Raw genomic sequence first — 21,139 nt, 5'->3', positions numbered from 1 at the left:
TTGCGCCTTTCACCGAACCTGTGTCAACGAGTAACTGCTACTTCACTTCACCAGGCGCAGCGCGAACGGGTACTTGTAGGGCAGACCCTTGCTGGCGGCAATGGTGGCGAGGATCGCGAAGACCAGCGCGGCGATCCAGAGCGCGAAGAACGTGAAGATGCCGATGATCACGAACATCAGGATCGAGGAGACGACGTACCCGATCGTGACGGTGATCTGGAAGTTCAGCGACTCGACGGAGTGCGCGCGCACCATCGGCGACTTCTCACCCTGGACGAGCAGCACGATCAGCGGGGCGATGAAGCCCAGCACGATCGTGCCGACGTGGGCGAGCAGCGACCAGGTGCGCTCGTCCTGCGGGCTGAGCGGCTGCTGCTGGTACGGCGGCGGCTGGAAGTTGTTGTTCTGCGGTTCGGTCATGCCAGAACCGTAGGGGAGTCAGGTGTACCGATGATCAAGTTGTCGCATCGATCGTGCACTTGTGCACGTTCAGGCAATCAGCCCGGCCCGAGCAACGGGATCGTCGGGCGCCGCGGCGGCCCGAGGACGCCGTACGCGCGCTTGATCGCGTTCTGCAGGTCGGCGCCGTCCCAGGGCCAGCCCTCGGTGTGCTTCAGCGCGTCCTTGAGTGAGGTCCCGGCGTGGTGCAGATCGGAGATCGTGTTCGCGACCTGACCGATCTCGTCGCGTTGCGCGGTGGCGAACGCGGCATCGACGACCGCGCCATGCCCCGGTACGACGATCGCCCCGGCGGGCATGGTGCCGATGATCCGCTCCAGCGTGTCCGGCCACTCGAGCGGGAACGAGTCGTCGCCGTACTGCGGTGGCTGCGACTCCTCGACGAGGTCACCCAGGAAGAACACGTTCACATCCGGTACGACGGCCACCGCGTCGCCGGCGGTGTGCGCGTTACCCAGGTACAGCAGCTCGACCCGGCGATCACCGAGGTCGATCACCTTCGCCACCGAGAACGACACGGCCGCCAGCCCAGCAGCCGCCACCGTGTTCTCGTGCGCGTACGCCGTCGCCTCCGTGAACACGCCGTTCCCGTTCACGTGGTCGAAGTGCGAGTGCGTGTTGACCACCCACCGCACCGGCAGCTCGGTCACCTCACGAACATGCCCGAGCAGTTCCTCAGCCTCTTCGGCCGTCGCGCGGGTATCGATCACCAACGCCCCACCGGACCCCACGACCAGCCCGACATTCAGGTCCCACTCGTCGTACCGACGTACCCAACACCTGTCGCCCAGCTCGGTCCAGCTCATACCGACGACCCTACTTGCCGATCACATCGCCCTCGGCCACCTGGTCCTTCGTGACCCCGCGCAGCAACAGCCCGACGTTGTCACCGGCCTTCGCGACCTTGGTGATCTTGCGGAACATCTCGATCCCGGTGATCTGAGTCTGGAACACCACCTGCCCGGCCCGCGTGATCACGACCTGGTCCCCGACGGCCGCGCTGCCGGCCTGCACCCTCCCGGTCACCACCGTCCCGCGACCGGTGATCGAGAACACGTCCTCGACCGTCAGCGCGAACGCGCCCGGCGGTACGACGTCCTGCGGCCGCGTCCCCGGGAAGGTGTTCGCCTGCGGTCGTTTCCAGAACTTCCAGCCCATGATCCGACCCTAGACCGCGTCGGGGCCGGGCGCTTAAGGTCGAGGTCGAATCTTCCGGTAATTGCGGCGAAACTTTCGAGGGTGGTCGATGTGACGACGAAGCGTGCGCTGGTGGTGCGGGGTGGCTGGGACGGGCATGTGCCGGTCGAGGCGACCGAGCTGTTCATCCCCTACCTGAAGGAGAACGGGTACGACGTCACCACGTCGGACAGCACCGAGAGCTACCTGGACCTGGACGGAGTCGACCTCGTCCTGCAGTGCGTGACGATGTCGACCGCCGCCCCGGAGCACCTGAAGAGTCTGGAGCAGGCGATCCGTGGCGGGACCGGGTTCGCCGGGTGGCACGGCGGGATCGTGGACTCGTTCCGGGACAACGCCGACTACAGCTTCGTCACCGGCGGGCAGTTCGTCTCGCACCCGCACAACTTCATCGACTACCGCGTCGACGTGGTCGCCGACCATCCGATCGTCGAGGGCATCACGCACTTCGACGTCCACACCGAGCAGTACTACCTGCACGCGGACCCGACCAACAACGTGCTGGCGACCACCAAGTTCGACACGCACCCGGACTTCCCGTGGATCGAGGGCGCCGTGATGCCGGTGGTCTGGACGCGCACGTGGGGCGAGGGTCGGGTGTTCGTCTGCACGGTCGGTCACAAGCTCGACGACTTCGACGTTCCTGAGGTGCGCACGATCATCGAGCGGGGGCTGCTGTGGGCGAGCAAGTGACACGAGTCGGCATCGTCGGCACCGGAGTCATCTCCGGGACCTACCTCGATCACCTGGCCAAGCTGCCCGGTGTCGAGGTGGTCGCGGTCGCGGACCTGGACCTCGCGCGCGCCCAGGCGGTCGCCACGGACAGCATCCGCGCGCTCACACCCGATGAGCTGTACACCGCCGACGACGTCGACATCGTCATCAACCTGACGATTCCGGCCGCCCACGCCGCCGTACACCAGGCTGCTCTCAACGCCGGCAAGCACGTGTACGGCGAGAAGCCGCTGGCCATGGATCGCGCCGAGGCCGACCCGCTGCTCAAGTACGCCGCCGCGCACGACCTCCGCATCGGCTGCGCACCGGACACCGTCCTCGGCACCGGCACCCAGACAGCTCGCGCCGTGATCGACCGTGGTGACATCGGCGTACCGCACGCCGCGACCGCCTTCATGGTGACGCCCGGCCACGAGCTGTGGCACCCGGCGCCTGAGTTCTACTACCAGCCCGGTGGCGGCCCGGTCCTCGACATGGGCCCGTACTACGTGACCAGCCTGGTCACCCTCCTCGGTCCGGTACGGCGGGTCACCGCGCGCGCCGGGCAGTCGAAACAGGAGCGGATGATCCACACCGGTCCCCGGGCCGGGACTGTCTTCCCGGTGGAGGTTCCGACGCACCTGACCGGCGTGCTGGAGCATGAGTCCGGCGCACTGACCACCGTGCTGATGTCGTTCGACGTGTGGGCCGGTCGGTTGCCGCGGATCGAGGTGCACGGGACTGAGGGCAGTCTGTCGGTTCCGGACCCCAATGGCTTCGACGGGGCGGTTGAGATCGTCACTCCGACCCAGCGGGAGTGGACGGAAGTGGCAACAGCCGGCGGGTACGCCGGGGCCGGTCGGGGCGTCGGTGTGGCGGACATGGCCCGGGCGCTGCGCAACGGCGAACCGCACCGGGCGAACGGCGAGCTGGCGTACCACGTGCTCGACGTACTGGAGTCTTTTATCGACTCTGCGGTCCAGGATCAGCCGCTTGATGTGGCCAGTACAGTGACGCGCCCCGCAGCAGTTCCGTTGGGAGCGTCGCCCGACACCGCCTAGACTGGCACTCTGAGCTTTTGAGTGCCAAGAGGCTGGAGAGGGTGGTCGCGTGCTGGATGAGCGCAAGCTGGATGTACTCCGCGCCATCGTCGAGGACTACGTCGCGACCCACGAGCCGGTCGGCTCGAAGACACTGGTCGACCGGCACAACCTCGGTGTCTCCCCGGCTACGGTGCGTAACGACATGGCCGCGCTGGAGGAGGAGGGGTACATCACCCAGCCGCACACCAGCGCCGGCCGCATCCCGACCGACGCCGGCTACCGGCTGTTCGTCGACAAGCTGAGCACGGTCAAGACGCTGTCCGCGGCCGAGAAGAAGGCCATCACGTCCTTCCTCGGCGGCGCGGTCGACCTCGACGACGTCGTACGGCGGACGGTCCGGCTGCTCGCCCAGATCACCCGCCAGGTCGCGATCGTGCAGTACCCGTCGCTGAACCGGTCGAGCGTCCGGCACATCGAGGTGGTCACGATGTCACCGCGCCGGCTGCTGCTGGTCCTGATCACCAGCAACGGCCGGGTCGAGCAGCGGATCGTCGAGCTGCCGAAGGACATCGACGAGCAACTGGTCGCCGACCTCCGGTCACGGCTGAACACGGCCATGGTCGGCCAGCGACTGACCGAGGCGGCCACCTCGCTCGCCACGGTCGCCGACAACTTCGCGCCGGACGACCGCCCGCTGGTCGCGGCGATCGTCACAACCCTGCTCGAGGCGTTCACCGACGAGATGGGTGAGCAGCGGATCGCGGTCGGTGGCGCGGCCAACCTGACCCGGTACGGCGACGACTTCGAGCGGAACGTGAAGCCGGTGCTGGAGGCGCTGGAGGAGCACGTCATCCTGCTCAAGCTGCTCGGTGAGGCGACCCACCCGCAGACCCTGACGGTCCGCATCGGTCACGAGAACCCGTACGAGGAGCTGGCCACCACCTCGGTGGTCGCGACCGGCTACGGGTCCAAGTCGGAGGCGCTGGCCACCCTCGGCATCGTCGGCCCGACCCACATGGACTACCCCAGCACGATGGGCGCCGTACGGGCCGTCGCGCGCTACGTCAGCCAGATATTGGCTGAGTCATGACGCATTCACTTAACCCCTGGTCTGGAGTATGAGCACCGATTACTACGCCGTCCTGGGCGTCAGCCGTGACGCTTCAGCGGACGAGATCAAGAAGGCGTACCGCAAGCTGGCGCGCCAGTACCACCCCGACGTCAACGACTCCGAGGACGCGCACCACAAGTTCCAGGAGATCGGCCGCGCGTTCCAGGTGCTGAGCGATCCGCAGAAGCGGCAGATGCACGATCTCGGCGGCGACCCGTTCGCGTCGGCCGGTGGCGGGCCCGGTGGGTTCGGCGGCGGTCAGGCGTTCACGTTCACCGACATCATGGACGCGTTCTTCGGCCAGACCGGCGGGGCCACCCGCGGGCCGCGGCCGCGGACGCGACGTGGCCAGGACGCGTTGATCCCGCTGCGGATCGACCTGGCCGAGGCCGCGTTCGGGACGACCCGCGAGCTGAAGGTCGACACCGCCGTACTGTGTCCGACCTGTTCGGGCTCCGGTGCGGCGGCCGGCTCCGAGCCGGTCACCTGCGAGATCTGCCACGGCCGTGGCGAGGTCACCCACACCCAGCGCTCGTTCCTCGGCGAGGTGCGCACCATGCGCCCCTGCCCGAACTGCCGCGGCTTCGGGACCACGATCCCGAACCCGTGCGTCGAGTGTGCGGGCGACGGCCGGGTCCGCTCCCGCCGTACCGTCACCGTGAAGATCCCCGGCGGCGTCGACACCGGCACCCGCGTGCAGCTGTCCGGTCAGGGTGAGGTCGGTCCCGGCGGCGGTCCGGCCGGTGACCTGTACGTCGAGATCGAGGTCGAGCAGCACGAGGTCTTCACCCGCAACGGCGACGACCTGCACTGCACGGTCACGCTGCCGATGACGGCGGCCGCGCTCGGGACCACGATCGACCTGCCGACGCTGGAGGGCGAGACCACCCCGCTGGAGATCCGCCCCGGCACCCAGTCCGGTACGGCGATGACCCTGACTGCGCGTGGTGTGCCGCGGCTGCGGCATGCGGGTCGCGGCGACCTGATCGTCCAGGTCATCGTCGAGACCCCGACCAAGCTCGACGACAGCCAGGCGGAGTTGCTCCGGCAGCTCGCTGTGGCGCGTGACGAGGAGCGTCCGCACGGCCAGATCCAGGCCGCCCACAAGGGCGTCTTCGGCCGCCTCCGCGACGCCTTCGGCCAGCACTAAACCATGGGCGTCGCGGTCTTCTTCGCCGCCGAGCTCGACGGCGAAGAGCTGACACTGGACGGCGCGGAAGGCCGGCACGCCGCCGTCGTCCGGCGGATCGGCCCCGGCGAGCGGATCCGCCTGACCGACGGGCGCGGCTCCTGGGCCGAAGGGCCGGTCGCGACCGCCTCGAAGACCGGGCTGACTGTCACCGTCGACCAGCGCGGCAGCGACCCGGCCGGTACGCCGCGGCTCGTCGTCGTCCAGGCGCTGCCGAAGGGCGAGCGGGCCGAGCTGGCCGTGGAGATGCTGACCGAGATCGGCGCCGACGTGATCGTGCCGTGGAACGCGGAGCGCAGCCAGTTCCGCAGCAACCCGGAGCGATCCGCGAAGACCCTCGCCAAGTGGCAGGCCTGGGCCTTCGAGGCCAGCAAGCAATCCCGTCGCTCATGGTTCGCCGAAGTCACCCCGATCGCCACCACCCCGGAGATCGCCAAGCTCGTGCAGAATGCGGCCCTCCCCGTGATCCTGCACGAAGAAGCAACCGTGCCACTCGCCGACCTCGAAGTACCGGCCACCGGCGACGTCGTCATCGTCATCGGCCCCGAAGGCGGAATCGCCCCATCCGAACTAGCCGCCTTCCCCGCCGAACCAGTCCGCCTCGGCAACACCGTCCTCCGCACGTCAACCGCCGGCGTAGCCGCCGCCTCAGCGCTCCTCGCCCGGTCCCGCTGGAGCTGATAAGGCTGTGCGGCCCGCTGAGGCCAGCGCTTGGGTGGTTCGGCGACCGAGCTGGGGACCATAACCACCCGAAAACAACCGTCAGGACTCCCCAGCCCACCTCACAACGGCTGGGGAGGATGGCCGCCGTGAACGGCCCAACATGCACCCCACACTGCAGGCTCCCGGGCTAGCGGACCTCGATCGTCTTGGTGTCCAGGTCGCTGACGGAGCTGTCCTCGCCGGACAGTAGGTACGCCTCGATCTGCCAGGCCCCGGGTTCGAGCTTGAGCTCGATGGTGAACGGCGAGAACTTCTGGCCCTCGCTTGTGTTCACGACGCTGCTGTACTGCTTGCCGGTCTTGAGGTTCGTGGCGCGGTAGTTGACAGTCGCCTCGTAGGCCGCCGCCGTGCCCTGCACGGTGACGACGCCACCCGACACCAGCGCCCCTTCGGTCGGCGACTCGATCGAGACCAGTGCCTGGACGTCGAGCGCCTGCGCGCGGCCGAGCGGCAAGCTGGTGTCGACCTGGCCGAACAGCCGGACGCCGGTCCGGCCGCGCTGGGTGACCTGGATCGGCCGGGTGCTGTCCTCCAGCGCACCCTGCACGGTGTAGACGAGCTGCTGGGCGGCCAGGTGCGCAGTCTCCTCGTCGACCCTCCCCTCCGGGAACCGCTTGAAGTCGACGGTGACCACTGCGCCGTCCAGAGTCACCGAGCCCACCTCGGCGCCCTTCCACAACGAGTAGTAGTCCGCATCGCTGGGCTGCTTCGAGGTCATGATCCGGACCGCCTGGTATGCCGGTCGTCCGTTCACCCTGGACCAGGTCCGGTAGAGCCGGGTCGACGATCTCGTCTGCGGAGCCGCCTTCTGCGTGGGCTTGCCGGCGGTCGCGCTTCCGAGCCAGTAGACCGGGACGGCCTTGTTCGACACCACCTGCTCGGGCATCCCGCGACCGACCTGGGGAGAGGCCGACGTGGCCTCTGACGGACGCACGGTCGGTGCCTTGGTCGGCTCGCTCCGGGGAGTGTCCGGCGTGGTGGTCGGCGCACCGCCGGCCGAGGTGACAGTGCCTTGCCCGGCGACTGCGTCACCCTCGTCGGCGGTGTTGAAGTTGCCGTTGAAGACGGTGAACGCTCCGACGGCAGCGGCCGTCCCGACCGCGGCCAGGCCGGCTGTCACGACCCACGGGCGGCGCGCGACCGGGCGTCGTACGGCGTGGGCTCGGTCCAGGATCTCGGGCAGCGCGTCGGTCGGCTCGATCCGGTCGGCCTCCTCGGCCAGAGATCGCCGCATCAGCTCGTCGAACGGATCGTTTGGTTGGTTGTTCATGCGGTCCGCTCCAGGAGCTGGCGCAGCGACTTGGTCGCCCGCGCGGCGTGGCTCTTCACCGATCCCCGGCTGATGCCCATCGTGTCGGCGATCTCCGCCTCCGACAGGTCACCGTAGTACCGCAGCACCATCACGGTGCGTTGCTTCTCCGGCAGGTTGCGCATTGCTTCGATCACGCGGTCGGTCTCGGCCGTCCGCAGCGCGGCCTGCTCCGCGCTGGGCTCGTCCGGCAGGCTGCGCGGCAGGTGTTTGTCGACCACCACCAGGTGGCGCTGGCGGGAGCGGGTGCGGTTCACCACGGCGGTGCGCAGGTAGGCGAGTGCCTTGTGGGGGTCGCGCAGCCGGTGCCAGCGGCCGTGCATCGCGACGAACGCGTCCTGCACGATCTCCTCCGCCGTTCCGGTGTCACGCAGCAGCAAGGCGGCGAGGCGGACCAGCGACGTGTAGTGCGCCGTGTAGACAGCCGTCAGCGCCTCGTCGGCATTCCACGAGGACTCATGTGTCACGCACTCTTCGTACACCACCGCAGGTTGTGCCACACAACAGAGACGCGAAGGCCTCGTCCCAGGTTGACAACAGGATTCGATGAACCGTCAGAGTGGCACTCTCTGTGCATGAAGCAACACGGAGACGGTCACTGGTGCGGGCACCGGGACATCACGTACGCCGCCGTCGCGCGTCTGTACGACCGGTTGTCCCGGGACGGTCTGAGCCGCCAGGAGTACTCCGAACAGCTCGACAAGGCCCAGGCCTACCAGGACCGCCCGCTGGGTGCCGGTGTGATCAAGAACTTCGCCGGTACCGGCAAACCCTTCGTGTACGTCGGACTCGGGCCGACCGGTCACTCGGCGTACGCGAACCCGGACGCGCAGCGAGCACACTTCATGGCCGACCCCTATCGACGCGGTGCCGACAACCTGGAGTCGAACACCGAGTACCTCTTCGCGGAGCTGACCGCGGCCCACGCGGCCGCGTCGCCGCGGGACGAGATGATGCACCTCGGTGCGGCCGCGCACGCACTACAGGACAGCTACTCCGGCGCGCATGCCTGGCGAGAGCTCTCCGTGTACGACGGCGATCCCACAGCGCGGGTCCAGTCGTTGCACGTGTTCACGCCGGGGCATGTGATCGGGCTGGACAAGAACCGCAACACCCACGCCGACGAGTTCGACTCGCCACCGGCCCGGTCGGGGTCGACGCTGGCCGCGATCGAGGCGACGTACCGGATGTTGCGGGTCTACGAGACGACCCGCGGCCTACCGCCGCAGGAAGCCGAGCTTGCGCGCCGGGCCGCGCTCGACGAACTGGTCCGGCCGGCGGACAACGTCACTGTGAACCTGCACCCGACGCCGCAGTGGGCCGCTGAGCGCGACCGCCGGCTGGCGCTCGAGCAGGCCGGTCCGGGAGCCCAGCGGTCCGGCGAACTCGGCCAGTTGCGAGGCGTCCTGACCGGCACCGCCGCGCCCGGCCGGGTGTCACCCGGAGGCGTCCACCTGCCGCCGGAACGACCGGCCACAGGCGTGTCCCGGGAAATTCGCAGTGAGGCTGTCGGCCGGGACGGCTAGCATGGACGGATCACCACCCCTTTTCACTAGTCACTGTCTCCAGGAGGAAGAGCCTGTCCAGGCCACGCAGTATCGAACCGGAGGCGCGCGCAGACGGCGCCACCGCCACCCCGCAGACGGCGCACAAGATCGTCGTGCCGAACAGCATCGACATGGTGGCCCTGCTCGGAGCCCGGGACGAGTTCCTCCGCATCATCGAGAAGGAGTTCGCCGCCGACATCATGGTCCGCGGCAACGAGATCACGCTGAAGGGCGAACCCGCCGAACTGGCGCTGGCCGAGCGGCTGCTGGACGAGCTCGTGATCGTGATCCGGACCGGGCACGGCCTGACCGCCGACTCGGTCGAGCGGAGTATCGCGATGATCAAGCAGGCCACCGGCGAGAGCCCGGCCGACGTCCTGACCCAGAACATCCTGTCCAGCCGCGGCCGCACCATCCGGCCGAAGACGCTGAACCAGAAGCGGTACGTCGACGCCATCGACAAGAACACGATCGTGTTCGGGATCGGTCCGGCCGGAACGGGCAAGACCTATCTGGCGGTGGCCAAGGCGGTCCAGGCGCTGCAGGCCAAGGAGGTCTCCCGGATCATCCTGACCCGGCCGGCCGTCGAGGCCGGTGAGCGGCTCGGCTTCCTGCCCGGCACGCTGTCGGAGAAGATCGACCCGTACCTGCGCCCGCTGTACGACGCCCTGCACGACATGCTCGACCCGGAGTCGATCCCGCGGCTGCTGACCGCCGGCACGATCGAGATCGCGCCGCTGGCCTACATGCGCGGCCGGACGCTGAACGACGCCTACATCATCCTGGACGAGGCGCAGAACACCTCGCCGGAGCAGATGAAGATGTTCCTCACCCGGCTCGGTTTCGGCTCCAAGATGGTCGTCACCGGTGACGTCACCCAGGTCGACCTGCCGACCGGGACGAATTCGGGCCTCCGGGTCGTCCAGGGCATCCTCGAGGGTGTCCAGGACCTGGAGTTCTGCCGGCTCACCTCGCACGACGTGGTCCGGCACAAGCTGGTCGGCCGGATCGTTTCGGCGTACGAGAACTACGAAGGACAACGGGGCGCTGAGCACCAAAGATGAACGTTGAAGTGAACAACGAGTCCGGCGTCGAGATCGACGGTGGCGGACTGATGCGGCTGAGCCGGTTCGTGATGTCGTCGCTGCGGCTGCACCCCGAATGCGAGCTGTCGATCAAGCTGGTCGACGAGGACACGATGGCCAGGTACCACGTCGAGTTCCTGGACCTGCCGGGGCCGACCGACGTGATGTCCTGGCCGATGGACGAGCTGCGGCCCGGTTCGGACGGCGGTGACGACGCCGAGCTGCCGCTTGGGCATCTCGGCGACATCGCGCTGTGCCCGACCGTGGCCGCCGCCCAGGGCGCGAAGGCCGGCCACGGTACGTGGGCCGAGCTGGAGCTGCTGACTGTGCACGGCATCCTGCACCTGCTCGGGTACGACCACGCCGAACCGGCCGAGAAGGCGGAGATGTGGGACATCCAGGGCCGGCTGCTCGAGGCCTGGCGTGCTCCCGGGAATCGACTCGAAGGACAGTGACGTTGCCGTGAGCTCTCACGACCTAGTACTCCTGGTCGTTGCTGCGGTGCTCGTGCTGCTGGCCGGCTTGCTGGCCGGTGCGGAGGCGGCACTGTCGTCGTACTCGAAGGTGCGGGCCAACGAGCAGGTCGAGCAGGGCAACCTGCGGGCGCTCCGGCTGAGCGCGCTGCTCTCGGATGCGCCGCGCTACCTGAACTCGCTGCTGCTGCTCCGGTTGATGTGCGAGATCACGGCGATCGTGCTGGTGACCCAGGCACTCTCAGAGGTCATCCTGGTCACCTGGGAGCACGTGCTGATCACTGCTGTGGTGATGGTGCTGGTCTCGTACGTGATCATCGGGGTCGCACCGCGGACCCTGGGCCGGCAGCACTCGGACCGGTTCGCGATCGTCTCGGCCGGGCCGGTGATGGCGCTGACCCGGATCCTCGGGCCGCTGCCGAAGGTGCTGATCATCATCGGTAACGCGCTCACCCCCGGCAAGGGGTTCGCCGAGGGCCCGTTCGCGACCGAGGCCGAGCTGCGCGCACTGGTCGACTACGCGGAGAAGTCCGCGGTGATCGAGTCCGGCGAGCGGCAGATGATCCACTCGGTCTTCGAGCTCGGCGACACCATCGCCCGCGAGGTGATGGTGCCGCGGACCGACATGGTCTACATCGAGAAGCACAAGAAGCTGCGCCAGCTCACCTCGCTGGCGCTGCGCTCGGGCTACTCGCGGATCCCGGTGATCGGTGAGTCGCTGGACGACATCGTCGGTGTCGTCTACCTCAAGGACGTGATGCGCCGCGTCTACGACAACGCCTCGGCCGAGTCGACCGAGCGGGTCGAGTCGGTGATGCGCCCGTGTATGTACGTGCCGGACTCCAAGCCGGTCGACGAGCTGCTGCGCGAGATGCAGGCGGCCCGGATGCACCTCGCGATCGTCGTCGACGAGTACGGCGGGACCGCGGGCCTGGTCGCGATCGAGGACATCCTCGAGGAGATCGTCGGCGAGATCACCGACGAGTACGACGAGGACCCGGACTCGGTACAGGAGCTGTCCGACGGCGCCTTCCGGGTCTCCAGCCGGTACCCGATCGACGAGCTCGGCGAACTGTTCGGCGTACCGCTGGACGACGACGACGTCGACACCGTCGGCGGCCTGATGGCCAAGCTGCTCGGCAAGGTGCCGATCCCCGGTGCCGAGGTCGAGATCGCCGGCCTGTCACTCACCGCGGAGCGCCCGTCGGGCCGCCGCAACCAGGTCGGTACTGTGCTGGTGCGCCGCGAGGAACCAGCCGCCGGCCGCACCGACCAGAACCACCAGCACGCCTAACTAGGAGTCTTGTGTCAGACCTTTCGGCGGAGGACGCCAAACTCGTCACGCTCGCCCGCGCAGCCCGTGCGCGCACCCGCGCGGCCGAGGGCGCCGCCGTGCGCGACTCCGACGGCCGCACCTACTCGGCGTGCACGGTCGCCCTCGACACCGTCGACCTGACCGCACTCCAGCTGGCCGTCGCGATGGCCCTGGCTTCCGGCGTCAAGGGCCTCGAGGCCGCCGCCGTCGTGACCGAGGCGGATACTGCTGACATCAACGTGGTTCGGCACTTCGCCGGCGCCGCCATCCCGGTCGTCGTGGCCGATCCGACCGGAGAGGTCCGCAATGTCATCAACACCTGAGAAGCCCACCAAGAGCAAAGGCCGCCCCGCTCCCGCGCCTGCCCCCACTCAGCAACCCACCGGGTTCAAGTCTGGGTTCGCGTGTTTCGTGGGGCGTCCTAACGCGGGCAAGTCCACGCTGACCAACGCGCTTGTCGGGCAGAAGATTGTGATTACCTCGTCGAAGCCGCAGACGACGCGGCACGCCGTACGGGGGATCGTGCACCGGCCGGATGCGCAGCTGATCCTGGTGGACACCCCTGGGCTGCACAAGCCGCGTACGTTGCTCGGGCAGCGGCTGAACGATCTGGTCAAGAGCACCTGGGCCGAGGTCGACGTGATCGGGATCTGCCTGCCGGCCAGCGACAAGATCGGGCCGGGCGACCGGTTCCTGGTCGCCGAGGCCGCGAAGGTCGCCAAGACGCCGAAGGTCGCGCTCGCCACCAAGGCGGACCTGGTCGAGCCCGAGCGGATGCTCGAGCACCTGACCGAGATCCAGGAGCTGGGGGAGGCGGCCGGGATCGAGTGGGCCGCGATCATCCCGGTGTCGGCGACGTCCGGCTTCCAGGTCGAGCTGGTCGCGAGCGAGCTGACCCAGCTGCTGCCCGACGGTTTCCCGCTCTACCCGGACGGCGACATCACCGACGAGCCCGAGGAGACCCTGGTCGCGGAGCTGATCCGCGAGGCCGCGCTGGAGGGCGTCCGCGACGAGCTGCCGCACTCGATCGCCGTCACCATCGACGAGATGGGCCTGCGCGAGGACCGTCCCGAGGACAAGCCGCTGCTCGACATCTACGCGAACATCTTCCTCGAGCGCGACAGCCAGAAGGGCATCGTGATCGGGCACAAGGGTGCCCGCCTGCGCGAGGTCGGTGCCGAGGCCCGCCGCCAGATCGAGGCTCTGCTCGGCACACCGGTCTACCTCGACCTGCACGTCAAGATCGCGAAGAACTGGCAGACCGACGCCAAGCACCTGAGGAAACTGGGGTTCTGATGGGGCTGCGGAATCCGACGTACGACGCCCTCACCGGCCCGCACGCGCCTTTCGCGGAATCCCGCGGTAACGCCCATCGCTACCTGCCCGAGGTCGCGCCGTTCCTCGCGGTCCCCGACCACCCGACCGAGCAGGACTGGGCCGACGCGGCCGCCCTGCTCGGCCCCGGTACGACGGTCGCCCTGATGCGCCCGGACTTCCCGCTGCCGGAGTTGTTCAAGCTGGATCAGCAGTTCGACCTCGTCCAGTTCGTGGCACCGGACGGGGTGGCCGCGGTCGACGACGAGGCGGTCGTTCTGACGGCCGACGACGTACCGGAGATGATCGCCCTGGTCGCGCTCACCGACCCGGGCCCGTTCCGTACCCGCACGATCGAGCTCGGACCATACCTGGGCATCCGCCGGGCCGGCGAGCTGATCGCGATGGCCGGCGTCCGGCAGACCCTCCCGTCGTACGCCGAGATCAGTGCCGTCTGCACCCACCCCGACCACCGTGGTCAGGGCCTCGCACGCCGCCTGATCCGGGCGGTCGCGGCCGAGATCACCGCAACCGGCCGCACCCCGTTCCTCCACACCGGCGGCACCAACCTCACCGCCCAGCGCCTCTACACCGCGATGGGCTTCACCATCACCAACCGCATGCACGTAACCATCGTCGAAGTGGCTTAAAGCTTCTTCTGGTAGTCGAGGAAGCGGGCGACGATCTCGTAGTTGAGTTGCTCGTTGATGCTGATCATGTGGTTGTTGGACTCGGCGTTCCAGGTGTCGACCCGGGTGAGCTGGGGCTCCACCTCGCGCAGCCACAGCAGCATGCCGGCCTTGAGGAGCGCGCCGAGGCGGTGACCACGGTGGTCCCGGGAGACCGCGGTGTCGTGCTGCCAGCCCATCTCCGGCCGCTCGCGCTCGACCGCGATCACCGTGTGACCGGCCAGCGCACCGGTCTCCTTCTGCCGCGCGATGAGCCGGTAGATCGTGTTGTCGCACTTCGCCTGCGCCTCTTCATAGGCGCGCATCCGCTCGGTGCTGTACACGTCGTCCTCGATCTCGAGGTCGTCGGTCGGAGCGTCGTTGATCGACTCGACGACGGCGATCATCTCCTCGATCATGTCGTCCGGCAGCGCACCCTTGATCCGCACCAGTTCGTACTCGGCCGACTTGGCGACCGCGCCGTCGTACAGGCTCTGCACGAGCTCCCAGTCGAGACCCGCGATGTCCTGCTTGCGGTTCACCTCGACGGCCTTCTGCTCATAGCCGTTCTCGGCGGCCAGCGCGATGTAGTACGGGGTGTCGAAGGTGTTGAGGCCCATCATCGTCCGGCCGGCGGCCCGCGCCTCCTGCTCGGCGAACGCCACCAGCTCCGCGAAGACCGTCCCGTCGCGATGGTCGGGATGGACCCAGGCGTCGAACCACACCTGGTCGGTGTTCTCGTACTTCGGGAAGTGCAGGCCGACCGTGCCGACCAGCGTGCCGTCGGTGTCGTGGGCCAGGTACTTCTTGCCGGGGTTCAGGTCCCAGCCGTACCGCAGTGCGTTCGCCAGCCCCTTGGGTGTCGACATCACCAGCCCCGGGCAATCGGCCTTCGCGGCCGCGGTCTCAAGAGCTGACGCGGCGGCTACGCCGGCTTCGTCGTCAGGCGACAGTCCAGTGATCTCCACCTCCCCAGACTGACGCCCGCGACTCAGTCGCGCGACCTATTTATTGTGACAGTCAGCTGGGTGACGGCATCCCGTACGCGTGCTCGACGGTCATCGAGAACATCAGCCGCTTGTCCTGCACCATCACGGCCCGGTACTCGTCCCAGTCCGGGTGCTCGCCGGAGCCCTTCCGGTAGTAGTCGACGAGCTCCTCGACAGTGGCGTCGTGCGGGTCGGCGGCGACCGGGGTGAGCTCGGCCTTCCCTTCCAGGACGACGTACGAGCGGCCGTTCTCGCCGTTGATGTAGATGCTGGCGCGCGGGTCCCGGCGCAGGTTCCTGGTCTTGGCGCGGTCGTCGGTCAGCGAAATGCGGACGCGCTCGCCGTCGTACACATAGGTGATGTTCGACAGCTGCGGCCGGCCGTCGCGCTTGAGCGTGACGAGCACACCGAGGCCGCTGGTGCCGATCCGTTCGAGGAGGGAGGTCATGGCTGAAAGCCTAGGTATTCAAGTGCCCTTGAAGGCAAACTGCGCGGCGCGTTCGGCTCTGGTGAGCCTGCGATGGGCGGCGGCAGAGTGGTTGGTATGGAGCGGACCGACCTGCGCGAGGACGAACGCTCCGGCCGGCCGCAGGTCAGCCGGCCCGAGCCCGAGGTGAACAGTTCCCAGGCCACGATGCTGCAACTGCAGCAGCAGGCCGGGAACGCGGCCGTCGCGCAGAAGGTGGCCCAGGAGGGGACGCCGCAGGGTGCCTTCGTCGGGCCATCGGGCAAGCTCACCATCAATGCCCCGGAGGAGAAGGCCACCAAGGAGCTCGGGTTCGGCCAATTGCAGCTGGTGGCCGGCGGCTCGGCCGATTTCGAGATCATCGGCGCCGGCGCCGGCGACAGTGCGGTCAAGGGTGCGGGCGGTGTGGTGACCGACCTCAAGGGCGCGTCGTACCAGGGTGAGGTCTCGACCGAGCTGCACAAGTTCACCAGCGGACTGCTCGACGGCAGCGCCTGGAAGGGGAAGTTCGGCGGTGAGGCGAGTGCGGACAAGGGCAAGCTCGGGCTGGAGACCTCGCTCGACGGTGACGCGTACGAACTGAAGTTCGGGTTCACGCTGCTGGAGCTGGACGGCAAGGCCGCTCCGGAGGAGCAGATCAAGTTCGCCACCCTCGAGGCCGGGCTGGATCTCAAGCTCAAGGAGTTCACGTTCACCGCCGCTGACGGGACCCAGCTCAAGATCTCACCGAAGACCAGTCTCAAGGCCGTGCTCGAACCGAACTACCGGCGGATCGCGACCACACTGGCCGAGAAGGCCGCGGCGCTGCTCACCGCCGAGGCGCTGATCGCCGGTGGGCTGATCGTGGGCGGGCTGGCGGCGGTCGTCGGCACGCTGGCGACCCTCGGCGACGGTGAGGATGAGGCCAAGGCGATCGACAACGCGGTCAAGGGCCGCGCCCAGATCGTCGACGGGTTCACCGCCGGCGCACTCGGGCAGAAGCTGTCGATCGCGGACGACTTCACCGGTGAGGGCTACAACCGCGGTCAGCAGTGGCGCCGGGACATGATGTCCGGGCAGAACGCCCAGGGCATCCCGGTGCCGGCCGTCGTACTGAACGAGAAGCTGGCCGAGATCGAGCCGCTGATCCGGGCGAGTGCGCAGAAGACCGCGAACCAGTTGATGCACGAGGCCCTGGTCGAGCGCTACTGGGAGATCCACAGCTGGCAGCGGGAACTGTGGGGCGAGATCGACACCCGTTTCATGATGCTGATGGAGGGTGGCGGATTCGGCCGGCCGGGGATCATTGAGGGCCGCGACGGCGGCGGCCGCTCGGTGCTACCGCAGTGACGCTCCGTGTCTCGGTAGATGGGACCCCCGGTTCGACGGGCGGGCGGGGTTGTGCATAGACTCACAGTCACTATGCAGCACCAGCTTCTCCTCCTTCGCTGCCGCGGCGAGGCCTGACAAGGCCGGTTCCCTCGCCGCGGGGTTTTGTTGTACGCCGGTCGTCCAGCGACCCTGAGCAGTACGCATCCGAGGAGAACCTCCCGTGGCACCGCAGAACCAGCCTCAGCCTGTACAGCAGCCTTCCGGCATGCCGATCCACCGCTACTCCGCGTTCCCGCCGATCGCTCTGCCGGACCGCACCTGGCCGGGCAAGTCGGTCGACAAGACCCCGCGCTGGCTGTCCACCGATCTCCGCGACGGCAACCAGGCGCTGGTCGAGCCGATGTCGCCGGCCCGCAAGCGGCGGATGTTCGACCTGCTGGTGAAGATGGGTTACAAGGAGATCGAGGTCGGTTTCCCGAGCGCGAGCCAGTACGACTTCGACTTCGTCCGCAGCCTGATCGAGGGTGACGCGATCCCGGACGACGTGACGATCTCGGTGCTGACCCAGGCCCGGGACGAGCTGATCGAGCGGACCGTGCAGTCGCTGCAGGGCTCGCCGAAGGCGACCATCCACCTGTACAACGCGACCGCGCCGCTGTTCCGCCGGGTCGTCTTCAACGTGGACAAGGCCGAGTGCCTGAACATCGCGGTCCGCGGCACCGAGACGGTGATGAAGTACGCCGACGACATGCTGGGCGACTGCGAGTTCGGCTACCAGTACAGCCCGGAGATCTTCACCGGGACCGAGCTGGAGTTCGCGCTCGAGGTGTGCGAGGCGGTCAGCGACCAGTGGCAGCCGGCCGCCGGGCGCGAGATCATCCTGAACCTGCCGGCCACCGTCGAGATGAGCACCCCGAACGTCTACGCCGACCAGATCGAGTGGTTCGGCCGCAACCTGACCCGGCGTGCGCACAGCACGATCAGCCTGCACCCGCACAACGACCGCGGTACGGCGGTCGCCGCCACCGAACTGGCGCTGATGGCCGGCGCGGACCGGGTCGAGGGTTGTCTGTTCGGCCACGGTGAGCGGACCGGCAACGTCGACCTGGTGACGCTGGGGATGAACCTGTTCAGCCAGGGCATCGACCCGCAGATCGACTTCTCCGACATCGACGAGATCCGCCGTACGGTCGAGTACTGCACCCAGATGCGCGTCCCGGAGCGCCAGCCGTACGCCGGTGACCTGGTCTACACCGCCTTCTCCGGATCGCACCAGGACGCGATCAAGAAGGGCCTGGAGGCGCTGGACAAGCAGGCTGCCGCCGAGGGCCGTCCGGTCGGCGAGATCCACTGGGAGGCGCCGTACCTGCCGATCGACCCGAAGGACGTCGGTCGCTCGTACGAGGCCGTCATCCGGGTGAACTCGCAGTCCGGCAAGGGCGGTATCGCGTACATGATGAAGGCCGAGCACCGGCTCGACCTGCCGCGCCGGCTGCAGATCGAGTTCAGCCGGGTGGTCCAGCAGCACACCGACACCGAGGGTGGCGAGGTCGGCCCGCAGCAGCTGTGGGACATCTTCGCGGCCGAGTACCTTGCCCCGGGCAAGCTGTCGCTGCTGACGGTCAACTCGTCGTCCGGCGAGGGCCAGAGCGACCAGCTCCGCGTGCAGGTCTACTCCGGCGGCGTACCGCACGAGCTGACCGGTGAGGGCAACGGCCCGGTCTCGGCGTTCGTCGACGCGATCAAGCCGCTGAAGTACGACGTACGGGTGCTGGACTACCACGAGCACGCGCTCTCGGCCGGCGGTGACGCCCTGGCCGCGGCGTACGTCGAGTGCGAGGTTGGCGACGACGTCTTCTGGGGTGTCGGCCGCGACGCCAACATCCTCACCGCCTCGCTGAAGGCTGTGGTCTCCGCGATCAACCGCGCAACGCGCTGATTTATCAAACGACGCCCGCCACCGAAAGGGTTGGCGGGCGTCGTTTGCGTTGCGTTCAACAGTGATCCGGCACACACCGTGGCAGGATCGGTGCTCAGTGCGATGGTCTGCTCACGATTCGGTGTCTGTGACTTCCGAACCTCTGAAACCGTTGACTTGATGCCTGCGGCTGCGCAAACTAACCCCACTGTGCGCAGATCAATGCAAGAGATCGTGCATTAGGCCAGTACAGATTTTCTGTGTGTGCCCGTCGGCGGTCCTCGATGGAGGTGAGCAGTGAGCGGTGCGGTCGAGACACCTGCCCCCAAGCTGATCGAAGGGCCGGTGGACGAACCGACGCCCTCGGCGGCGCGGCGTTTTCTCAGTGCCTGGCTGGTCCGGAGACTGGCCAAGGCGATCCTGACGATCTTCCTGGTGTCGACCCTGACCTTCTTCCTGGTCCGGCTGCTGCCGGGGAACCCGGTCGACACCTACATCCAGACCCAGATCGCGCAGACCGGTATCTCGTACGACGACGCGGCCGCACAGGCGAAGAACCTGTTCTCGCTGGACCCGGACGAGCCGCTGATCCTGCAGTACCTCACCTACATGGGCAATCTCGTCCAGGGTGACTTCGGTACGTCGCTGCTCTCGCCCGGCACCACGGTCGCCCAGGTGATCCAGACCTACCTGCCGTGGACCCTGTTCTCGGTCGGGATCGCGCAGATCCTCAGCTTCGTGCTCGGCATCATCGCCGGCATGATCATGGCGTACCGCCGGGAGAGCTGGATCGACCATCTGCTCACGTCGATCGGCTCGCTGCTGCACGCGATCCCGAACTACATCGTCGCGATCCTGATCGTGGTGTTCCTCGGCGTGAAACTGCAGGTCTTCAACCTCACCGAAGCGCGCGGGTCCTACACGCCAGGCGTCGAACCAGCGTTCAGTCTCAGCTTCCTGAACGACATCCTGTACCACGCGACGCTGCCGATCCTGGCTTATCTGCTGACCACTGTCGGTTCGTGGGCGCTGGTAATGAAGTCGTCGACGGTCGAGACTCTCGGCGAGGACTACGTGACGGTGGCCCGGGCCCGCGGTCTGACCGACGGCCGGATCCGCGCCGGGTACGTCGGACGCAACGCCGTACTGCCGCTGTTCAGCCAGCTCGCGGTATCGCTCGGCTTCGTCGTCGGCGGCTCGATCTTCGTCGAGAAGATCTTCGGCTACCAGGGCATCGGGTTCAGCCTGTACAACGCCGTCTCGGGTCGCGACTATCCCGTCCTGCAAGGCATCTTCCTGGTCGTCACGATCTCGGTCGTGGTGGCCAACCTGCTCGCCGACGTCCTCTACAGCCGGCTGGATCCGCGGATCCGGGTCGGCGGGAAGGCCAAGGGGTAAGCGCGTGGCCACCGACACTGTGACCAGCGGCGCCGTCGCCGCGATCGGAACCACCGGCGTCTCCCGGTTCGCCGGGATCCTGCGCTCGTTGCGCCGCAGCCCGGCCGGGTTCATCGGCTTCATCATCGTGGCGCTGCTGGTCCTGATCACCGCGATCGGGCCGATCTTCACCCCGACGGTCGAGCCGAACATCAAGGAGATCCTGCTGCCCTTCGGATCGCCCGGGCATCTGCTCGGGACCGACAACGAGGGCAAGGACGTGCTGATCCAGATGATCGACGGCGGCCGGTCCGTCATCTTCATCGGGTTCGTCGCGGCCGCCATCTCGACCGCCCTGGCGATCGCGCTCGGATCGCTGGCCGCCTACCTCGGCGGCTGGGTCGACTCCGCGGTCGTGACCGCGGCCGACGTCGTACTGACCGTGCCGCAGATCGTCCTGCTGGCCGTCCTCGGCGCGATGTTCAGGCTCGACTCGCCACTCCTGCTGGCGTTGCTGGTCGGTGGATTGTCCTGGCCGGTGCTCACGCGGGCTGTGCGGTCCCAGGTGCTGTCGCTGAAGGAACGTGAGTTCGTCGAGGCGGCCCGGCTGCTCGACCTCGGTACGCCGCGGGTCGTGTTCGTCGAGATCCTGCCGAACATGGCCAGCTTCATCCTGATGAACTTCATGATCGGCGTGACGAACGCGATCTACTCGCTCGTCGGCCTGTACCTGCTCGGCCTCGCGCCACTGACCGGATCGAACTGGGGCATCATGCTCAACCGCGCCTGGATCGCCGGCGCGATCTTCAACGACGCCAGCCTGGGGTTCATCCTCAGTCCGGTCGTCGCCATCACGTTGCTCCTGCTCGGTCTGGTGATGATGACCAGATCGCTCGAGGAGATCCTCAACCCCCGTCTCCGGGACCGGTGA

General features: G+C 67.9%; 23 protein-coding genes. 16 read left to right on the top strand and 7 right to left on the bottom strand.

Translation table 11 applies throughout. The features are described from left to right. Window positions 1-42 precede the first annotated feature (42 nt). The 3 genes from ACFCV3_RS00315 to ACFCV3_RS00305 form a co-directional block, all read right to left on the bottom strand. A complete protein-coding gene (locus ACFCV3_RS00315; RefSeq protein WP_376024680.1) occupies window positions 43-420 on the bottom strand; it encodes a DUF4870 domain-containing protein in 378 nt (125 codons plus the stop codon). Window positions 421-497: 77 nt separating this feature from the next. Continuing rightward, window positions 498-1,265 carry an MBL fold metallo-hydrolase gene (locus ACFCV3_RS00310; protein ID WP_376024678.1) on the bottom strand — a complete coding sequence of 256 codons (768 nt, stop codon included), beginning with the start codon at window positions 1,263-1,265 and terminating at the stop codon, window positions 498-500. A gap of 10 nt (window positions 1,266-1,275) precedes the next feature. Continuing rightward, the gene (locus ACFCV3_RS00305) at window positions 1,276-1,617 is read right to left on the bottom strand and encodes an EF-Tu/IF-2/RF-3 family GTPase (RefSeq protein ID WP_376024676.1); all 342 of its coding nucleotides are present in this window, start codon (window positions 1,615-1,617) and stop codon (window positions 1,276-1,278) included. Between the two features lie 90 nt (window positions 1,618-1,707). On the opposite strand from ACFCV3_RS00305, the gene ACFCV3_RS00300 reads away from it, so the two are divergent. From ACFCV3_RS00300 to ACFCV3_RS00280, 5 genes are read left to right on the top strand one after another with little or no spacing between them, the layout of a single operon-like run. Further along, window positions 1,708-2,349, top strand: coding sequence for a ThuA domain-containing protein (locus ACFCV3_RS00300; RefSeq protein ID WP_376024674.1), 642 nt, complete (start codon window positions 1,708-1,710; stop codon window positions 2,347-2,349). Then, on the top strand, window positions 2,346-3,431 hold the full coding sequence (locus ACFCV3_RS00295) for a Gfo/Idh/MocA family protein (protein WP_376024672.1): 1,086 nt from the start codon (window positions 2,346-2,348) through the stop codon (window positions 3,429-3,431). The genes ACFCV3_RS00300 and ACFCV3_RS00295 overlap by 4 nt, the downstream gene beginning before the upstream one ends. Window positions 3,432-3,480: 49 nt before the next feature. Next, window positions 3,481-4,503 (top strand): heat-inducible transcriptional repressor HrcA, encoded by a 1,023-nt coding sequence (gene hrcA, locus ACFCV3_RS00290; protein ID WP_376024670.1) that lies wholly within the window; start codon window positions 3,481-3,483, stop codon window positions 4,501-4,503. Between the two features lie 28 nt (window positions 4,504-4,531). Next, entirely contained in the window at window positions 4,532-5,674 is a 1,143-nt protein-coding gene (gene dnaJ / locus ACFCV3_RS00285) for a molecular chaperone DnaJ (protein ID WP_376024669.1), read from the top strand. Between the two features lie 3 nt (window positions 5,675-5,677). Next, window positions 5,678-6,394: a 16S rRNA (uracil(1498)-N(3))-methyltransferase gene (locus ACFCV3_RS00280; RefSeq protein WP_376024668.1), complete on the top strand. Its 717-nt coding sequence runs from the start codon at window positions 5,678-5,680 to the stop codon at window positions 6,392-6,394. Window positions 6,395-6,563: 169 nt separating this feature from the next. Here ACFCV3_RS00280 and ACFCV3_RS00275 read toward each other — a convergent pair whose 3' ends face one another. After that, complete coding sequence (locus tag ACFCV3_RS00275) at window positions 6,564-7,706, bottom strand: Gmad2 immunoglobulin-like domain-containing protein (RefSeq protein ID WP_376024666.1); 1,143 nt, start codon at window positions 7,704-7,706, stop codon at window positions 6,564-6,566. Beyond that, on the bottom strand, window positions 7,703-8,212 hold the full coding sequence (locus ACFCV3_RS00270) for a SigE family RNA polymerase sigma factor (RefSeq protein WP_376024664.1): 510 nt from the start codon (window positions 8,210-8,212) through the stop codon (window positions 7,703-7,705). Before ACFCV3_RS00270 ends, ACFCV3_RS00275 begins: the two co-directional genes overlap by 4 nt. 108 nt (window positions 8,213-8,320) lie before the next feature. On the opposite strand from ACFCV3_RS00270, the gene ACFCV3_RS00265 reads away from it, so the two are divergent. From ACFCV3_RS00265 to ACFCV3_RS00235, 7 genes are all read left to right on the top strand, one after another. Further along, a complete protein-coding gene (locus ACFCV3_RS00265; RefSeq protein WP_376024662.1) occupies window positions 8,321-9,271 on the top strand; it encodes a hypothetical protein in 951 nt (316 codons plus the stop codon). Between the two features lie 152 nt (window positions 9,272-9,423). After that, the gene (locus ACFCV3_RS00260; RefSeq protein WP_376026420.1) at window positions 9,424-10,356 is read left to right on the top strand and encodes a PhoH family protein; all 933 of its coding nucleotides are present in this window, start codon (window positions 9,424-9,426) and stop codon (window positions 10,354-10,356) included. After that, entirely contained in the window at window positions 10,353-10,832 is a 480-nt protein-coding gene (gene ybeY / locus ACFCV3_RS00255; protein ID WP_132406537.1) for an rRNA maturation RNase YbeY, read from the top strand. The genes ACFCV3_RS00260 and ybeY overlap by 4 nt, the downstream gene beginning before the upstream one ends. Before the next feature lie 7 nt (window positions 10,833-10,839). After that, window positions 10,840-12,144 carry a hemolysin family protein gene (locus tag ACFCV3_RS00250; RefSeq protein WP_376024660.1) on the top strand — a complete coding sequence of 435 codons (1,305 nt, stop codon included), beginning with the start codon at window positions 10,840-10,842 and terminating at the stop codon, window positions 12,142-12,144. Window positions 12,145-12,155: 11 nt separating this feature from the next. Beyond that, the gene (locus tag ACFCV3_RS00245; protein ID WP_132169738.1) at window positions 12,156-12,488 is read left to right on the top strand and encodes a cytidine deaminase; all 333 of its coding nucleotides are present in this window, start codon (window positions 12,156-12,158) and stop codon (window positions 12,486-12,488) included. Next, window positions 12,472-13,461, top strand: coding sequence for a GTPase Era (gene era, locus ACFCV3_RS00240; protein WP_376024658.1), 990 nt, complete (start codon window positions 12,472-12,474; stop codon window positions 13,459-13,461). Before ACFCV3_RS00245 ends, era begins: the two co-directional genes overlap by 17 nt. After that, window positions 13,461-14,129: a GNAT family N-acetyltransferase gene (locus ACFCV3_RS00235; protein ID WP_376024656.1), complete on the top strand. Its 669-nt coding sequence runs from the start codon at window positions 13,461-13,463 to the stop codon at window positions 14,127-14,129. Before era ends, ACFCV3_RS00235 begins: the two co-directional genes overlap by 1 nt. On the opposite strand, the gene ACFCV3_RS00230 is transcribed toward ACFCV3_RS00235, so the two are convergent. Both ACFCV3_RS00230 and ACFCV3_RS00225 read right to left on the bottom strand, forming a co-directional pair. Beyond that, a complete protein-coding gene (locus ACFCV3_RS00230; RefSeq protein ID WP_376024654.1) occupies window positions 14,126-15,115 on the bottom strand; it encodes a GNAT family N-acetyltransferase in 990 nt (329 codons plus the stop codon). The genes ACFCV3_RS00235 and ACFCV3_RS00230 overlap by 4 nt on opposite strands. 52 nt (window positions 15,116-15,167) lie before the next feature. Next, on the bottom strand, window positions 15,168-15,584 hold the full coding sequence (locus ACFCV3_RS00225; RefSeq protein WP_376024652.1) for a PPOX class F420-dependent oxidoreductase: 417 nt from the start codon (window positions 15,582-15,584) through the stop codon (window positions 15,168-15,170). Window positions 15,585-15,680: 96 nt separating this feature from the next. On the opposite strand from ACFCV3_RS00225, the gene ACFCV3_RS00220 reads away from it, so the two are divergent. The 4 genes from ACFCV3_RS00220 to ACFCV3_RS00205 all read left to right on the top strand — a co-directional run bounded on the left by ACFCV3_RS00220 (window position 15,681) and on the right by ACFCV3_RS00205 (window position 21,139). Beyond that, entirely contained in the window at window positions 15,681-16,931 is a 1,251-nt protein-coding gene (locus tag ACFCV3_RS00220; RefSeq protein WP_376024651.1) for a hypothetical protein, read from the top strand. A 247-nt stretch (window positions 16,932-17,178) separates the two neighbouring features. Beyond that, complete coding sequence (leuA, locus tag ACFCV3_RS00215; RefSeq protein ID WP_376024649.1) at window positions 17,179-18,852, top strand: 2-isopropylmalate synthase; 1,674 nt, start codon at window positions 17,179-17,181, stop codon at window positions 18,850-18,852. Between the two features lie 276 nt (window positions 18,853-19,128). Continuing rightward, on the top strand, window positions 19,129-20,229 hold the full coding sequence (locus ACFCV3_RS00210; protein ID WP_376024647.1) for an ABC transporter permease: 1,101 nt from the start codon (window positions 19,129-19,131) through the stop codon (window positions 20,227-20,229). Window positions 20,230-20,233: 4 nt separating this feature from the next. Then, window positions 20,234-21,139: an ABC transporter permease gene (locus ACFCV3_RS00205; protein ID WP_376024645.1), complete on the top strand. Its 906-nt coding sequence runs from the start codon at window positions 20,234-20,236 to the stop codon at window positions 21,137-21,139.

Source organism: Kribbella sp. NPDC056345 (genome assembly GCF_042262745.1).
Taxonomy (GTDB): domain Bacteria; phylum Actinomycetota; class Actinomycetes; order Propionibacteriales; family Kribbellaceae; genus Kribbella.
The sequence above is the reverse complement of the archived record's forward strand: the minus strand, read 5'-3'. Positions and strand labels throughout refer to the sequence as shown.

Excerpts from the sequence above, each read along its gene's own strand:
- ybeY (WP_132406537.1), top strand. The coding sequence starts at position 10,353 with ATGAACGTTGAAGTGAACAACGAGTCCGGCGTCGAGATCGACGGTGGC.
- ACFCV3_RS00225 (WP_376024652.1), bottom strand. The coding sequence starts at position 15,584 with ATGACCTCCCTCCTCGAACGGATCGGCACCAGCGGCCTCGGTGTGCTC.
- era (WP_376024658.1), top strand. The coding sequence starts at position 12,472 with ATGTCATCAACACCTGAGAAGCCCACCAAGAGCAAAGGCCGCCCCGCT.
- ACFCV3_RS00305 (WP_376024676.1), bottom strand. The coding sequence starts at position 1,617 with ATGGGCTGGAAGTTCTGGAAACGACCGCAGGCGAACACCTTCCCGGGG.
- ACFCV3_RS00265 (WP_376024662.1), top strand. The coding sequence starts at position 8,321 with ATGAAGCAACACGGAGACGGTCACTGGTGCGGGCACCGGGACATCACG.
- ACFCV3_RS00235 (WP_376024656.1), top strand. The coding sequence starts at position 13,461 with ATGGGGCTGCGGAATCCGACGTACGACGCCCTCACCGGCCCGCACGCG.
- dnaJ (WP_376024669.1), top strand. The coding sequence starts at position 4,532 with ATGAGCACCGATTACTACGCCGTCCTGGGCGTCAGCCGTGACGCTTCA.
- leuA (WP_376024649.1), top strand. The coding sequence starts at position 17,179 with ATGCCGATCCACCGCTACTCCGCGTTCCCGCCGATCGCTCTGCCGGAC.
- ACFCV3_RS00260 (WP_376026420.1), top strand. The coding sequence starts at position 9,424 with ATGGTGGCCCTGCTCGGAGCCCGGGACGAGTTCCTCCGCATCATCGAG.
- ACFCV3_RS00275 (WP_376024666.1), bottom strand. The coding sequence starts at position 7,706 with ATGAACAACCAACCAAACGATCCGTTCGACGAGCTGATGCGGCGATCT.
- ACFCV3_RS00280 (WP_376024668.1), top strand. The coding sequence starts at position 5,678 with ATGGGCGTCGCGGTCTTCTTCGCCGCCGAGCTCGACGGCGAAGAGCTG.
- ACFCV3_RS00310 (WP_376024678.1), bottom strand. The coding sequence starts at position 1,265 with ATGAGCTGGACCGAGCTGGGCGACAGGTGTTGGGTACGTCGGTACGAC.
- ACFCV3_RS00315 (WP_376024680.1), bottom strand. The coding sequence starts at position 420 with ATGACCGAACCGCAGAACAACAACTTCCAGCCGCCGCCGTACCAGCAG.
- ACFCV3_RS00220 (WP_376024651.1), top strand. The coding sequence starts at position 15,681 with ATGGAGCGGACCGACCTGCGCGAGGACGAACGCTCCGGCCGGCCGCAG.